Annotated in this window: 15 protein-coding genes; 7 read left to right on the top strand and 8 right to left on the bottom strand. The window is 36.7% G+C overall.

Going from position 1 to position 14,796, the window contains the following annotated elements; all coding sequences use genetic code 11:
- Positions 1 to 13 precede the first annotated feature (13 nt).
- Positions 14 to 487, bottom strand: a complete 474-nt coding sequence (gene gpt, locus GN303_RS05035) for a xanthine phosphoribosyltransferase (RefSeq protein ID WP_110438092.1) — start codon at positions 485 to 487, stop codon at positions 14 to 16.
- Between the two features lie 517 nt (positions 488 to 1,004).
- On the opposite strand from gpt, the gene GN303_RS05030 reads away from it, so the two are divergent.
- Positions 1,005 to 1,613, top strand: a complete 609-nt coding sequence (locus GN303_RS05030; protein ID WP_197037441.1) for a hypothetical protein — start codon at positions 1,005 to 1,007, stop codon at positions 1,611 to 1,613.
- The gene (locus GN303_RS05025; protein ID WP_110438090.1) at positions 1,613 to 2,017 is read left to right on the top strand and encodes a hypothetical protein; all 405 of its coding nucleotides are present in this window, start codon (positions 1,613 to 1,615) and stop codon (positions 2,015 to 2,017) included. Before GN303_RS05030 ends, GN303_RS05025 begins: the two co-directional genes overlap by 1 nt.
- Positions 2,018 to 2,020: 3 nt before the next feature.
- Here the strand turns inward: GN303_RS05025 and GN303_RS05020 are convergent, their stop codons facing one another.
- The 4 genes from GN303_RS05020 to GN303_RS05005 form a co-directional block, all read right to left on the bottom strand.
- Positions 2,021 to 2,392: a DUF1499 domain-containing protein gene (locus GN303_RS05020; RefSeq protein ID WP_146206640.1), complete on the bottom strand. Its 372-nt coding sequence runs from the start codon at positions 2,390 to 2,392 to the stop codon at positions 2,021 to 2,023.
- A gap of 65 nt (positions 2,393 to 2,457) precedes the next feature.
- Positions 2,458 to 2,874: an outer membrane protein assembly factor BamE gene (locus GN303_RS05015; RefSeq protein WP_110438088.1), complete on the bottom strand. Its 417-nt coding sequence runs from the start codon at positions 2,872 to 2,874 to the stop codon at positions 2,458 to 2,460.
- A 46-nt stretch (positions 2,875 to 2,920) separates the two neighbouring features.
- Complete coding sequence (locus GN303_RS05010) at positions 2,921 to 3,352, bottom strand: hypothetical protein (protein WP_146206639.1); 432 nt, start codon at positions 3,350 to 3,352, stop codon at positions 2,921 to 2,923.
- A 2-nt stretch (positions 3,353 to 3,354) separates the two neighbouring features.
- Positions 3,355 to 3,852, bottom strand: coding sequence for a hypothetical protein (locus GN303_RS05005; RefSeq protein ID WP_110438086.1), 498 nt, complete (start codon positions 3,850 to 3,852; stop codon positions 3,355 to 3,357).
- Between the two features lie 304 nt (positions 3,853 to 4,156).
- Between GN303_RS05005 and GN303_RS05000 the strand changes: the two genes are divergently transcribed.
- The 4 genes from GN303_RS05000 to GN303_RS04985 are packed head-to-tail and all read left to right on the top strand — an operon-like array spanning position 4,157 to position 8,407.
- Positions 4,157 to 5,875 (top strand): S1 family peptidase, encoded by a 1,719-nt coding sequence (locus GN303_RS05000; protein ID WP_110438085.1) that lies wholly within the window; start codon positions 4,157 to 4,159, stop codon positions 5,873 to 5,875.
- The gene (locus GN303_RS04995) at positions 5,872 to 6,624 is read left to right on the top strand and encodes a hypothetical protein (protein ID WP_110438084.1); all 753 of its coding nucleotides are present in this window, start codon (positions 5,872 to 5,874) and stop codon (positions 6,622 to 6,624) included. The genes GN303_RS05000 and GN303_RS04995 overlap by 4 nt, the downstream gene beginning before the upstream one ends.
- Positions 6,625 to 6,629: 5 nt before the next feature.
- On the top strand, positions 6,630 to 7,892 hold the full coding sequence (locus GN303_RS04990) for a hypothetical protein (RefSeq protein WP_110438083.1): 1,263 nt from the start codon (positions 6,630 to 6,632) through the stop codon (positions 7,890 to 7,892).
- A 5-nt stretch (positions 7,893 to 7,897) separates the two neighbouring features.
- A complete protein-coding gene (locus tag GN303_RS04985; RefSeq protein ID WP_110438082.1) occupies positions 7,898 to 8,407 on the top strand; it encodes a hypothetical protein in 510 nt (169 codons plus the stop codon).
- Positions 8,408 to 8,479: 72 nt separating this feature from the next.
- Here the strand turns inward: GN303_RS04985 and GN303_RS04980 are convergent, their stop codons facing one another.
- A complete protein-coding gene (locus GN303_RS04980; RefSeq protein WP_110438081.1) occupies positions 8,480 to 9,577 on the bottom strand; it encodes a branched-chain amino acid aminotransferase in 1,098 nt (365 codons plus the stop codon).
- A 230-nt stretch (positions 9,578 to 9,807) separates the two neighbouring features.
- Here GN303_RS04980 and gabD point away from each other — a divergent pair, with 230 nt between their 5' ends.
- Positions 9,808 to 11,274: an NADP-dependent succinate-semialdehyde dehydrogenase gene (gene gabD, locus GN303_RS04975; RefSeq protein ID WP_110438080.1), complete on the top strand. Its 1,467-nt coding sequence runs from the start codon at positions 9,808 to 9,810 to the stop codon at positions 11,272 to 11,274.
- A gap of 63 nt (positions 11,275 to 11,337) precedes the next feature.
- Here gabD and GN303_RS04970 read toward each other — a convergent pair whose 3' ends face one another.
- A complete protein-coding gene (locus tag GN303_RS04970; RefSeq protein ID WP_110438079.1) occupies positions 11,338 to 12,321 on the bottom strand; it encodes an MYG1 family protein in 984 nt (327 codons plus the stop codon).
- A 152-nt stretch (positions 12,322 to 12,473) separates the two neighbouring features.
- Complete coding sequence (locus GN303_RS04965) at positions 12,474 to 14,723, bottom strand: primosomal protein N' (protein ID WP_110438078.1); 2,250 nt, start codon at positions 14,721 to 14,723, stop codon at positions 12,474 to 12,476.
- Between the last annotated feature and the right edge of the window lie 73 nt (positions 14,724 to 14,796).

The raw sequence follows: 14,796 nt of genomic DNA, 5'->3' as shown, positions 1-14,796 counted from the left end.
ATATGCTTTTTTTTTATTTTTTTTGGGATTTGATAAGAGGGGGTGCAAAGGCGGGGGCCATATCCCATGGGAATAGGATCCACATATCCTGTTGAACTTCCATGATAAATTGGTCAGTATATTCCTTGCCGGCAGGTTTGGCATAAAGGCAGGCAAAATAAGCTTTTGGTAACAACTTACGAATAGCTTTGGCAGTAATTCCCGAATCAACAAGGTCATCAATAATTAGAAAACCATTACCATCTTCGGTAATGGAGGGATTTTTAATGATATTTAATTCACCTCTTTTTTCCTCATCATAAGTGACAACTGATATTGTATCAATCAAACGAAGTTCCAATTCACGTGCAATAATTCCCGCGGGAATTAACCCGCCACGTGTTATCGCGATAATTCCTCTGAAATTAAAATTGCTCAAGCGTTCAGATAATATACGGGCATCTTTGTGTAATTGATCCCAGGAAACGGTCATATATTTGGTAGCCATTAAAATAAAGAACCTCCATTTGGAATTGAGTAATCTGGCTGAATAGGAATGTAATAACTTTTGGAATCAGGCATACAAAGCACTATCGTGTCGAATGCAGTTGATCCCTGATGGTTGAAAGGTAAATTAATAATGGCACAAACATGTTTTTCCAAGAGGGATTCTGGCAAAAGAGTGGGTTAATTAAGTAAAAAAAGTATTTTTGGAACCAATGACTGAATCAGAATCAATTTTTAAAGGAAAACTTCCCTGCTTATTGCTAGGAGTTACCCTTTAGATTGAACCTGCCCTGAAGTTTGATTTATCACTCATAAAGAATCCATGGTAAAACGGTAAAGAATTTATAACGAAACGATCCAAACAAATATATCTTGTTTATTTTAATATGGGAAAATATTAATGTAGAATGAAACTGTATATTTTATGATTACAATATTTGTTACAGTTATTAAATATAGGCTTTTAAATATTGGAAATTCGTTTCAAGATTTCAGAAGTCAAGACGGATTATGTGAATATGGATAAGAAAAACCTAATTTCTTATTGTCTAGACAGTTTGGTTGTCATCTTAATTTTTTTAAGTGCATGTTCAACTTCTGATACACCTCCTCAAAATAGTATGAGGTTAACCTCAGACAGGGTCGCTCGTTTTTCGATGCAAAGCAGGGATTTCGATATAACTGATAGATCAGAGCTTATGCGTGCTGTAATGAATGTTGTCCAAGATCAGCATTATGTTATAAGAGAGGTGAATGCGGGGGTTGGCACCTTATATGCAGACCAGACATATGATATTGGTCAGCCTTTGAGTTTTTTTGGAATTCCGATCACTCATTTTCATCAAAAACCGTGGGCGGGTGGAAATTTGGCAATTCAGCTGGGACCGTTTGAACTGGCTGGTGGACAAAATAGTTTATATGTTGCCAAGAAAAACAGTTCTGTTTCTGTTGTGCTTTTGCCTTTGGAAAATAATAAAAAAGGATTTCAAATTCATGTTTCAATTGAAATGCGTGATTTTTACAATGACGGACATGTCGGTGAAATCTGGTTAGTCCGGGATCCAAAAATTTATCAGAATTTCTTTGATGCTTTGTCAAAAGCAATTTATTTACAGGCTCAATCCTAATGAAAATTTTTCATTTATTTTCTGTGGTCGTGGTTTTATTGTTGGCAGGATGTAATGGGAATTCCATACCAACAAGCCTGAGATTAACTGATTTACCGACAGGTCAGCTTCGTAATATGCAAATGCGGCAATTTGATCAGTCAGATATAAATAGGGTTAATCAAGCCGTAATTAAAACACTGGTCAGTCTGGATTTTCAAATTGTCAGGGTGGATGATCTAAGCCATCTGATTGAAGTCATACGTCTGGAAAACGGACATATTATGCAGGCAAATATAATGTTAATATCAATGGTGAACCATGGTACGACAGTTCGTATAGCTTTGCGCTACAATCAATATCCCGTAACGTCACCCCAAGTTTATCAGGAATTTTTTGATACGTTGTCACGTAATTTATCCTGATCTCTAATAAATGGCGTTGGCGTTCAAGAATGTGGCTTGAGATAACTGATTAAAAAAATTTTGATAGAATTCAGGGTTTTTGTCCAATGGCAAGTTATTCATACGAGCCATAGCCCTGACGATAATATGATCTTTATTGGGTTGTGTCGTAACGGTAATTTCAATTATGTCATCTGTAAAATGAGTTGCCGTGACAAAACCGATCTGATCATTTGATCTCACAATGATATATCCCATGTCTTGCAGCGTAGATGAAATGGCCTGGATCATTTTTTGCTGATCCGTAGTTTCAAATGATCGACTCTGAACAGCCCTTAGTGCAAGAGTCTGTTGCGGTTTTGCCAAAACAGTTTGAAGCGGATTTAATAAAACCATGATCCCAATGAAGATTTGGCCCCAAAGGGATATAGAAATATATATACGAGAAAATGTTTGCATTCCTAGAAATTGCTATATCTATAAGAATAATCTCTAACTTTTTGATTATGGTCAAATTTAACAATCAAGGTGAGTGTTCGTTGTGACGTGCTGGATGTATTGGCTTTGTTTCCCAACCCGAGGATAACAATGGTTGCCCATCCTCCCGAACTGGAATGTGTACGCATGGTTGAAATTCGATCATACACCCATACTTCCTGATGTTGATCATCGGAAGTTACAATATTGGGTGGCCCAAAAATTTCAACAACCGAGGCATTACTCATACCTTTATGAAGTTGGCTTTCAATGGTTCCAAGAGTCAGATGGGCATCTGTATTTTGAGCCGTCTGAGCATCTTGGGTCTGTTTTGATGCTGATTCACAACCAGCCATGAGTAAAACTGTGGTGGGAATAATCATATATTTGAGAAAGCGCATGATGTTTGTCCATAATTAAATAGAAAAGCCATTATTTACAGTAAGATTAAAATGGTTGATTTTGCAAGAATAGTGATCGGGATAGTGGTTCAAAAAAATTCTTTTGATAAAAAACAGGGTCTACTATATTTTCATATCCGGTTGAGGAAGCGCTGAAATTATTGTAAATTTGTCCATTGACTCTTACAGCAAATTTATTTCTATCAATGGGATATGTCATTACACTCAAAATTATATTGCTGTTTTGTTGTGCCGTTACCTCGGAACTGTCCAAATTGACTTTTACAATATTAAAACCTTGATCCTGCAGTGTTGTAATAATGGTTTTCAACAAAATATCTTGATTAGGTGCCTCGAATGTACGCGTTTCATTTACACGTTTTTGAGTGGCGGGAAGCATAGATTCATTATTGTTTGAACAAGCTGTCAGTGAGAAACATGACAACCCTAATATGCAAAGAAAAAATTTAAGTGTCATTTTCATCGAGATGTGTAATTTTGATGAAGGGATAGTGAATAGGAAAAGGCATCAAAAAACTGTTGATATGTTACAGGGGATCGAATGATTTCAGATTGTCTTGGAGGACCACCGTTTAAATTTGCACCTTCTTCACCATTATAAAGTGGATAGGCACTTAAGGATAGGCGTGCAATGATTGTATGAACAGAATCATTTTTTGAACTTAAAGTTAAAGTTGCCAAAATAACCTGATTTAAATCAGGGTGAGTCTGGTTGGCAGCGATAAGCCCCATGGCAGGTGAAGTTTCTGTAATAATAAATCCAAGATCCTGAAAGGTAGACAAAGCAATTTGATAGGCTTGAGAAGAAGATAAATTCGGGAATTCCCTTGTCTGTAAAGTCCGAATTTCCATTGTTGTCAAAGACTTGTCATTTTTTGCATGAGCAGATAAGGGGATTAATGCCAATGTAATTCCGATAATGATATTCAAATTCAAATAATTTTTGATAGTTAGCATTGGTGTATCCGATTTGGAAAATCATTCCGTTATTTTTTTACATTTGAAATTATTATAATATAATTTGGTAAAAAGGTTTATTTAAAAATCCTAATTTGATTTTTTCAATTATCTTAAATTATTTTTTGTTTTTTGTCTTTAAAAATGAATAGTTTTGGCAAGTTTTGCCTGATTTTATTTTATTGATAATTGCTTGTTATACGGGACTCAAAGCTTGGCTTTGCTATGCCATACTTGGCAAGAATATAACATTGGATTATTATCATTAAGTTTAAAAGATATTTCATAAAATTTGCGAGCAAATATGACATTATTTCTTCTTGACAAACAGAATCTAAAAAAATCAGAAATAATGACTATTAATGATCAAATTATATATGAAAAATACGATTTGATCATCAAAATTTTTTCTCAGTATTGTCCAGATATACAATTGGCTGAACCTGTTGTTACAGAAAATCAAAATAAAGATACGTTATTGATTTCCTGGTATGTGGATACCTTTGAAGAACCAAAAATAATAACTGGGCCGCAAAAGCAGCAAATTTATCAGAAAATGGCTATTTCATTTAAAAATTTGTTTGAAAATATATCCAGGGACAGTTCGAGCGGAAAAATTGTTGAAGCTGTTTTACATATTACGGATTTTAGGGATATTCTTACAAGCAGGGATAAGATAATTATTAAGAATTGGGGAGGAAATTCTTTTCAGGACAATAAAAATTCAGGAATATATTTACCATCCTTGTTTCAATTTTCATCTGAGCCCAAACCTGCAAAAGACGTCATTTCACATTTCTCTGATGAAAAAAAGGTTAATGGACAAATAAAGCCATCTATTAAATCACGAGAAAATTCTACGGTAAATCCTAAAATATTATCACGTTTTCGGTTTTTGACAAATTTCAAGAATCAATTTGTTTTATCTCGATTAATAGCAGCGATTTTGTTTTTTTTTATAGGTTTATTGTTGGGTTGGCGAATAATATTTGCTGAACATCCAATCAAAATTAATGGAATTACAGTTCGGGAAGCTCATAATCTTGTTAAACAATATCCGCAAATAGAGAAATCCAATCATGATCTGGAAACAGAAATTAAGATTTTGAAGGATAGGTTAAAAAATCCACCCTGTAACATAAGGGAATCTCGTGCAGATCCATCATTAAATAAAAGTTTAGAACATCCATTTACACCAATGACTTCAACCGGAAAAATTTTTGAAGGTAGTTTACCGGAACTGCTTGAAAAAAGTACTGTTTTTATAATGGTGTTAAAGGACGATGATGTATCTGCCGCTTCGGGTACAGGATTTTTCGTCACATCCGACACAATCGTGACTAATCGACATGTGGTTGAAAATGCCAAGAACAATTCTGTAATGGTTACCAATAAATCCTTGGGACAATTGAAACTTGCTCATGTTGTTTCTGTAAGTCAGACTATAGAAAATGGAGGACTGGACTTGGCAATTCTTAAGGTTGAAAATGCGCCACCGCAACAACCTCTGAGTTTTTCATTAGATGCACGACCCTTACAGGATGTTGTCGCTGCAGGTTATCCGGGAATCATGATAAGCCAGGATGATGCGATGCAAAGACTGATGAAGGGTGATCTACAAGCAATTCCTGGTGTTATATTGACCAAGGGACAGATTAACGGAATTCAGAATAATCATAATGGAGAAAAAATAATGCCTCATAGCGCAATGGTTTCTCCGGGTAATTCTGGAGGTCCACTGGTTGATCTTTGTGGAAGGGTAGTTGGAGTAAACACGTTTGTAACGATGGATCAGTATACATCCTCTCATGGTAATTATGCCCAAAAATCCGACATGATTGTTAGAGTTTTACAATCCTCAAATCTACCTATCCAGGTTCAATCGGGAGCCTGCCAGCCTGAACCGGTTGAAAAACAAGACCAATCGACTGACAAGCCCGCATTTAAATCTGACAAATCCGAGCAGGATAATAATCAATCATCTTCTGATCCTATTGAATCTAAAAAGGATAATTCAAAATGAAATTGCAATTTATTCCAGGAAGACCGATTGTTACAACCAATTTCAATAAGGCAAAACCCCTTGGAATGAATGGTCAGTTGATATTGGAAAACTGGCATATTCTGTATGATCTTTTGAAGAAGAATGTCGGTCCTGAATGTGCCGCTTTATTGCTTGAACCTCAATTGGATCGGGGACGAGGAGAGGTTGATTGGTATTTGCCTGTCGACAGCCAAAATCTCCCTGTCAAACATTTATCAAAAGAGGAGAATTTAAAAGAGGCGTATGATTATATCGAAAAAGGGAAAAAATACGCTCAGTGTTTGATAAACTCTCCAGATTCATTGCAAAAGCAAAGAGGCAAGCTTCTTTTGGATGCATTACAATTTCCCAATGACGAATTCATAATCGCAACCCCTCATGGACCAGCTATATTGGAATGGGGACATGAATCAAATCAGCCTTATTCAAAAAAGGAAGTTTTGTCCGCCAAGGGAAAGGAGAGGAATATGAAAGTTATGACAATTCTTCCTCCTCCAGTTTCACCATTTAATAATCGCATTGAGAACAAAAATTTTTGGCCATGGATAACAAGTGGTCTCATTTTACTATTATTGATGATATTGCCATGGTGGAAAGGAATCATATCAATAAATTATTGTCGTTATTATTGGCTTTTACCTTTGGTGTTGTTTTTTTTGACATTGCTTGTTGTTGGCGTGATACTAAAAAAACAAAATGATCTTCATTCTTTGGTCAATAAGGAATGAACCTGATGGTTTTGGTATTAAGTCGACAAAAAATCAATCGGTTAAAACCTCTTTTTAATCGGCAACAGAATTTTTATCATCAGATATATAATGAAATATTAACCTATAGTGATGCGGATCACGCAAGAATTTTTGCTCAGCCAGAATTCAATAACGATATCGTTCGTTGGAATGCGGAGGGACAAACAAGTTTTTCATGGAAAGAACTTGATCAAAATCAGCAGCAAAAATTATTACAGGCAACACGTTCAATTTTGCTGGATATTGAGGAAATAACTCAACATTATCCTGGTCTCACGCTTTCAAGATTTTTCAATCAATGCCGTCAATTTCCTGGCTTGGATTTTTTGTATGCCGTTGATGGAAAACCTGTAATCACTGCATGGGGTTTTTCATGTGACCAGAAAACCTATGATCCATTGATGGGTGTTGTGAGAAAAAAGAGAAATCATTTGTTTTTTTGGAACAGATTTCCTTGGATTACAGCATTGAGTGCTTTTGCATTAGGTTTATTGACGTCAATATTTTGGACGGATGAAGATTTAAATGGAAAAAAATGTGAAATCATTTATCCTTCGGAAAATAAAGTCAGGCATGTAATGAATGACAAAAAACGTCAGGATCAATTGGCGGATGAACGAAATAAGTTGCTTGAACAGTGGAATATTTTACAAAATCAATGTCGAATTCCTTCGGTAAAACCCTTGGTACCTATTGATCCAACAAAAATTGACCCTTTACCACCTCCTGAACAATTACCTGAAATACCATCCTTGAAAGATAATTCGAATTTACCTGATATAGACACTTTGCAGAAAAAAAATGTTCCAAAACCTCCCGTAAATTCAACTGTTCCACCAAAAACAGATGTTAAATCTAATAACAAGGTTGATCTTCCAAAAGAATCCTGGAACAAAAAAGACACGACAATGTTAAAGGGATGTTGGCATTTGACAACACATCTAGAATTATATACGCACGGTTTATTTTTCAATTCTCATCAACCTGTAACAAACTGGTCTTTGTGTTTTAATCCGAACGCGGCGGGTCATCAGGTTTTAACAAGGCGAGATGGTGGGACATGTCAGGGACCTTTATATGCCGGGTTTCAGGGCGAACAGCTTGTACTGAATCAACCAGAGGACTGTCAGGGAGATTTTCATCTTATCAGTGGTAAAAATGTTTGTACAAGATTGAATGATCGCGAAGCAAGATGTACATATATAGACGAAAATGGTCATCAGTCCACAGGTATATTTAAACGATAATCAAGATGATGTTTCGTAATTATTTATTTTTAGTTTACAGTTTATTTTTATTTTGCTTGCAAGTGAAAGCTGCGGAACAAACATATCATCTGGATGGACATGAAGGAAATTGGACAGCGTTTCATTATTCACATATGAAACAGCAAATTGATTCATGTCATGTTCTTTCAAATGATCTGGTTCTTGGGTTTGAAAGGGATGCAAATAATGTTGGTTTGATTTTATGGGATTCAAAAGGTAAGCAAATTCCAGGTAAAAATAAAAATATAGCCTTGACAATTAATAAGGAACATTTTTTGTTCACGATGAAAGCGATGGATAAGAATATGTTGATGAATCGTTTGAATTTAAGGGATTTCAACTATTTGTTGCAAAAATTATCTTATGCAGATTTGGTTGTTGTTGAATATGGTCAACAACCCGTAAATATTGTTGATTTGCTTGGTTTGCCATCCATGTTAAGTAAGTTTAATTATTGTATAAGCCAGGCTAAATTTGGATTTTCAGAAAAATGAAAACCATTTTCCCTAAAATATATATATTTAGTTTGGAAAATGGTTATTAAAGATAAGAAAAACAAAAAGTTTTTATTTTACTACTTTTACCCATTGATAGGGATCAATGACATTTCCGAATTGAATGTCAATCAAACTTTTACGAAGTTCTTGGGTAATTTTTCCTGATTTACCTTCATTTATAATATATTCGCCTTTTGAGTTTTTTATTTTTCCAATAGGTGTAATGACAGCTGCAGTGCCACAGGCAAAGATTTCAGAGATTTTTTTTGATTGAATATCGTCAATCAATTGATGGATTGAATATTTTTCCTGTTTAACGGTCAGTCCTTTATCTTTTGCTAAGGTAATAAGAGAATCACGGGTTATCCCAGGTAGAATGGTTCCACTTAAGGGGGGGGTTAGTAAAGTTCCATCTTTGAATACAAAAAAGATATTCATCCCTCCCATTTCCTCAATCCATTTATGCTCTACAGAATCAAGAAAAATAAGTTGGTCACACTGATTTTTTGTAGCTTCCTGTTGGGCGGCAAGGCTGGCGGCATAATTTCCACCACATTTAACCTCTCCAGTTCCACCGGGGGCCGCCCTTGTATAGAATTCAGAAACCCATACTGATACAGATTGCGCATCTTTGGAAAAATAGGAACCGGCTGGCGAGGCAATCAGCATAAATAGATATTCCGGGGAAGGTTTAACACCAAGATAAGGTTTACTGGCAATCATGAAAGGACGGAGATATAGAGAACCTATCTCCTGGTCTGGGATCCAGTTCTTTTCCGCTTTAACAAATTCATTAATGGCTTGTAAATAGATTGATTCAGGAAGTTGGGCCATGGCAAGCCTTTTGGCCGAATTGGCAAAACGTTTGGCGTTGGCTTCGGGTCTGAATAAAAGAATACGACCATCATTTGCCTTATAGGCCTTCATGCCTTCGAATATTTCTTGTGCATAATGAAAAACGCAAACGGCAGGATCTAAACTAATTGGTCCGTAAGCTTTGATTTCCGCATCATGCCATTTCTTTTCATCATTATAATGAATTATCAACATATGGTCTGTGAATTTTTGCCCAAAACCAGGTTTTTTTAAAATTGCCTCACGTTCCTTTTTTGACAGGCTGTTTGGATTTTGGGAGAATTTAATCGGAAATTGTTTTCCGGAATTCATTTTCTTATCTTTCTTTTATCTTTAGTTTTAAGTAATTTTGTTACAAAATATACAACAGCAAAATAGATTGTTATGCAAGTTGTTTTCAGTAAAATTTTAATATGGATCTATTATATAATATAAATCAAAAACAATTCTTTGTTATGATAATGTAAATTATAACAAAATAGAATTCGCTTTGTTATAATCTCAATAACATTAATTATTCCATATGATAGAAAGCAACAGGCATGGTTCAAAAAAGTCTTGACGATTTAAAAAACAAGTCATTGTTCAAACAGCAATGTTTCATTGATGGTCAATGGTTGAATGCAGATAATGGTCAAGTAATTCAGGTTGTCAATCCTGCAACTGATGAAATTATTGGAACTGTTCCGAAAATGGGTGGTAACGAAACAAAAAAGGCTATCAATGCCGCACAAACCGCCCAGATTGCGTGGCGAAAAAAAACCGCAAAAGAGCGATCTGTCATTTTGCGTCGTTGGTATGAATTAATGGAAGAAAACAAGGATGATCTTGCATTAATTCTCACACTTGAACAGGGGAAACCCTTGGCGGAGGCTAAGGGGGAAATTCAATATGGCGCGTCTTATCTGGAATGGTTTGCCGAAGAGGCAAAAAGGGTTTATGGCGATACTATTCCCGGACACATGGCAAATAAACGGATTTCGGTTATTAAACAACCAATTGGGGTTACAGCAGCAATTACCCCCTGGAATTTTCCCAACGCGATGATTACCCGCAAGGCTGGTCCAGCATTGGCAGTTGGATGTTCAATGGTACTTAAACCCGCAAGTATGACCCCTTACTCTGCCTTGGCCCTGGGTGTGCTTGCTGAAGAAGCTGGATTACCGCCAGGGGTTTTCAATATCATTACAGGATCCTCAGGGGAAATTGGTGGAGAGTTGACCTCTAATCCAATTGTTCGTAAACTAACCTTTACAGGATCAACAGAAATTGGCGCTCAATTAATACAGGAATCAGCTGGTACGGTAAAAAAATTATCAATGGAATTGGGGGGGAATGCACCCTTTATCGTTTTTGAAGATGCAGATATTGATGCGGCGGTGGAAGGGGCAATGATGTCCAAATATCGAAATGCGGGTCAAACTTGTGTCTGTGCAAATCGATTTTATGTTCATGATTCAGTTTATGATCAATTTATTGAAAAATTTAAACATGCCGTTACCAAACTCAAGGTTGGCAATGGATTGAATAAAGATGTAACCATTGGTCCCTTGATTGATCGAAATGCCTTGAAAAAGGTGAAAGAACATATTGATGATGCTGTAAATAAAGGCGCAACTGTTGTCATGGGTGGTGAAGCTCTTGAGGGATGTTTTTTCGAGCCGACAATTTTATCGAATGTACCATTTAATGCACTGGTTTCGAAAGAGGAAACTTTTGGACCTTTGGCGCCTGTATATCGCTTTGAAACTGAAGAAGAGGTTATTAATCTGGCCAATGATACGGAATTTGGTTTGGCATCCTATTTTTATGCCAATGATATTTCAAGAATAACACGTGTATCAGAAGCCTTGGAATACGGGATTGTGGGAATTAATACTGGTTTGATCTCAAATGAAATGGCACCTTTTGGCGGAATAAAGGCATCAGGTCTTGGAAGGGAAGGTTCCAAATATGGTATAGATGATTATCTTGAAATCAAATATTTATGCTTGGGTATTCACCTGTAAATTAGATTAGACAAGATTAAGGATTAACACGAATTCTAATCCTTAATTATAGTTTTCTATAAATTATTCCAGGGTTTTGTGCGCAAGTGCAATTGCTGCCTCTTTTGATGTGGCAACAGCTATGAACAATCCCTTGTGAACGAATTTCGCCCCCAGAATTCCTGTTTCTTTTTCTAGGTTTTCACCTTCTAATCCTCCCCAGCTGGCAGGAAACAATCTACGTCGATCGTTTCCGTGCATACGGATCGGAACTGTTCCGACACGCCATTCATTTTCTGCAGGGTAAATTACCAGTTGTGTATTCCAAGCATTGGCAAAAATCGGATATATATGTGGCATCCAGCGAGGCAACATCAAAATACGGTTATCGGGGCTGTTCTTGTATGCTTCTTCACAACAGCTGATGGCTCTGTTACGAGCAAATTCAATATTAAGTTGATAAATCAAAACAGTTTGAACGATTTTACTTGCCTCAAAAAAACGTTCCAGCTGGTTTGACGGGTCGTCGCAATCCCACGCAGGATTGAAAATATTTATGATTGATGAAAAATTTAATCCGTTTTCAGGTTGCATTTTTCCATTATCGATTGCATCTATGGGAATGACTAGCGCTTTTTCAATTACACTATGCGCAACACGATGTGATTTCTCATCCAGGTCAGGGGCTAGTTTTTTAATGACATCCAAGCCAAAAGCGGTCCATATAAGACCAGCAGAACTATAGGGAATAGTTCCTTCCATGTTTTTGGGTGTCTGTTTGATATCTCTTTCAGGAGCACCAATCTGGTGATGGTCAAAATAACGCTTGCCATCAAAAATTCCCCCAACATCAAAAACAATATCAGCTTTTTCAATGATTTCAGGGTTACGTGTTCTTTCCAGCCGAAAGGGTCTATTTTCTAAATCCAATGCAAGAAATAAGGTTGTAAAGGCGAAAACATCGTCAATATGAAAACGTCCGTTATGTGTGACGATTAAAAGTTCCTTTGAATAATCCATCAATCCTTCTGTAAGAGAATCAGAATGAATTGTAGGGGAGTTAGGCATGGGATCTCCTGATCAGTACAAATAAATTAATAACGAAAAAACATAATAAATAAAAACATCATTGGATGCGAGCGATTAATTAAGATTTCATACAGAATATTTTATATGAATTCTAATTATGAAAATATTCAGACTATAAATCTTAATCAATATTACAAAAACGATATTGGATCGATATCCACAGTTATTTTTACGTTTTTTTTGGGTTTAATTGGATCCAACCATTGATGTAGGATCGGCTGTATGGCGATGGATTTATGTGTTCTTAACAATAAACGCTGTCTATAACGGTTACGAAGCAGAGATAGGGGAGCTGGGGCAGGTCCCAAAACGATGACTCCATCTCGGCTGGGCGCATTTAGACCGAGTTCTTGAGCTGTTTCCAAAGCATCCTGATTTGTATCCGCACTTACGATTATGGCGGCCAATCGACCGTAAGGAGGCCAAAATCCGGCTTTACGCTCATGTGCCTCTTCGATCATGAATTGATTGAAATCACCTTTGATTAACGTCTCCATTACGGGATGATCTGTTAAAAAACTTTGAATTATAACTGTACCGGGAAATCTGGCTCGACCGGCTCTACCCCCGACCTGATGCAATAACTGTAATGTTTTTTCAGCCGCACGTAAATCTGCGCCGGTTAATCCCAAATCGGCATCTATAACCCCAACAAGAGTAAGATCAGGGAAATGCCATCCCTTGGCAACAATTTGGGTGCCGATAATAAGGTTGACTTCTTTTTGCATAATTCGGCGAACGGCTTCGGCTGTCATTTTGGGGCTGTTTAAACAGTCACTGGACATGACAAGGATTTTTGCGTCAGGAAAGGTAATGCTTGCCTCTTCGGTAATGCGTTCAATTCCAGGACCAATGGGAACTAGACTATTCTTGGTATTGCAATGGGGACATTCCAGCGGAACGGGTATAGAATAATCGCAATGATGACATACCAGTTTTCTAGTGCAGCGATGCTCAACCAACCATGCTGAACAATGTGGACATTCAAGACGGTAACCACAAGCACGGCATAAAGTTAAAGGGGCGTAACCGCGCCTGTTCAAAAAAAACAAGACCTGTTCGTTTTTGTCAAGTTTTTCCTGTGTTGCCTTTACAAGAGGTGGTGACAGGAAATGTCCTTTTTCTGGTGGATGTATTTTCATGTCAACCAGTTCGGTTCGTGGCATGATAGCCCCACCATGTCGTTTGGTTAAGGTGAGATGAAAATATTTTCCCTGATGCGCATTTATCAGGGTTTCCATTGAAGGGGTGGCGGAAACCAAAATAATAGGACACGAGGATAGTTTAGCCCTGACAATGGCCATATCTCTGGCATTATAGATAACACCTTCCTCCTGTTTGAAGGAAGATTCGTGTTCTTCGTCCACAATTATCAATCCCAGATCATAAAAAGGGAGAAATAGGGCGGATCTCGCGCCAACTAACACGAAAACTTCATTTTTTAATATAGCCATCCAGGTTTGTTTACGGTGTTTCAAACCTAGATCGGAATGCCATAGTGCAGGATTTACGCCAAAACGTTTGTAAAACCGATTGGTCCATTGAGCTGACAAAGCGATTTCTGGCAATAAAACCAGAACTTGTTTATTCTGTTCGATGCAGGAAGCTATGGCTTGCATATAAACTTCTGTTTTTCCTGAACCGGTAATGCCTTGCAGTAAAGTAACAGAAAATTTTTTCTTATCGACTTGTTTCTTTAAAAAAGTTGTTGCTTTGGTTTGTTCTTCGGAAAGACTAGGTTGATGAAAATTGGGATCAGGTTTTGAAAATTGCGTAAAATTGGTAAGGGGTTGTTTGAAAATGCCTCCTGATTTTTCCAGTCCATAAATAACCGAAGGTTTTATATGTAAATTTTCTGTCAATTCCCTTGTTGTATAGGCTTGATCTGGAATATTCATGAAATCCAGAATTTTTTTTCTTTTTTCGGTAATTTTCAAGTTTGTTGGCAAAGGTGAAGTTTTTATCCATCCATATTCTTTTTTTAAGGGAACGGTGAGAGTTCTGATATTACGGATTGCCATTGCCAGAACGGAACCTGATTCTGTAAAATTGTAATTTGCCATCCAATCAATGAATTGCATTAAAACTCTCGGTAAGGGCTGAATGGGTAAAATGGAAATAATTTCTTTTAATTTTCTTTTTTCTTTTTTGGGGGTGGATAATAAAGACAAATTGCCTGATAGAACGTGATCTTGCCAGACAACCCCTATTTCCTTACGTTGATTGAGCGGTACAATAACCAGGGTACCAGGAATGATTTTTTCTATTTTTAGGTCGTGTGGAATTATATAATCAAAAGGTTCCTTGAATGGGTAAGGAAGAAGAACCGGGACTATTTTACGGTAAGATAGAGGCATATCAGATAAAATATCAGGATTCATTTGACAAACTCAATTGAAATTGAGGCAAAATCTTATTTTACGAGGATAGTATAGCATTGTTTGAAACTATATG

Source organism: Commensalibacter melissae (assembly GCF_009734185.1).
GTDB classification, from domain to species: Bacteria; Pseudomonadota; Alphaproteobacteria; order Acetobacterales; family Acetobacteraceae; genus Commensalibacter; species Commensalibacter melissae.
Note: the sequence above shows the minus strand (reverse complement) of the source record. Positions and strands in the feature narration are given on the sequence as shown.

Coding starts and splice junctions, on each gene's coding strand:
- gpt (WP_110438092.1), bottom strand. CDS start 487: ATGGCTACCAAATATATGACCGTTTCCTGGGATCAATTACACAAAGAT.
- GN303_RS05030 (WP_197037441.1), top strand. CDS start 1,005: ATGGATAAGAAAAACCTAATTTCTTATTGTCTAGACAGTTTGGTTGTC.
- GN303_RS05025 (WP_110438090.1), top strand. CDS start 1,613: ATGAAAATTTTTCATTTATTTTCTGTGGTCGTGGTTTTATTGTTGGCA.
- GN303_RS05020 (WP_146206640.1), bottom strand. CDS start 2,392: ATGGTTTTATTAAATCCGCTTCAAACTGTTTTGGCAAAACCGCAACAG.
- GN303_RS05015 (WP_110438088.1), bottom strand. CDS start 2,874: ATGCGCTTTCTCAAATATATGATTATTCCCACCACAGTTTTACTCATG.
- GN303_RS05010 (WP_146206639.1), bottom strand. CDS start 3,352: ATGACACTTAAATTTTTTCTTTGCATATTAGGGTTGTCATGTTTCTCA.
- GN303_RS05005 (WP_110438086.1), bottom strand. CDS start 3,852: ATGCTAACTATCAAAAATTATTTGAATTTGAATATCATTATCGGAATT.
- GN303_RS05000 (WP_110438085.1), top strand. CDS start 4,157: ATGACATTATTTCTTCTTGACAAACAGAATCTAAAAAAATCAGAAATA.
- GN303_RS04995 (WP_110438084.1), top strand. CDS start 5,872: ATGAAATTGCAATTTATTCCAGGAAGACCGATTGTTACAACCAATTTC.
- GN303_RS04990 (WP_110438083.1), top strand. CDS start 6,630: ATGGTTTTGGTATTAAGTCGACAAAAAATCAATCGGTTAAAACCTCTT.
- GN303_RS04985 (WP_110438082.1), top strand. CDS start 7,898: ATGATGTTTCGTAATTATTTATTTTTAGTTTACAGTTTATTTTTATTT.
- GN303_RS04980 (WP_110438081.1), bottom strand. CDS start 9,577: ATGAATTCCGGAAAACAATTTCCGATTAAATTCTCCCAAAATCCAAAC.
- gabD (WP_110438080.1), top strand. CDS start 9,808: ATGGTTCAAAAAAGTCTTGACGATTTAAAAAACAAGTCATTGTTCAAA.
- GN303_RS04970 (WP_110438079.1), bottom strand. CDS start 12,321: ATGCCTAACTCCCCTACAATTCATTCTGATTCTCTTACAGAAGGATTG.
- GN303_RS04965 (WP_110438078.1), bottom strand. CDS start 14,723: ATGAATCCTGATATTTTATCTGATATGCCTCTATCTTACCGTAAAATA.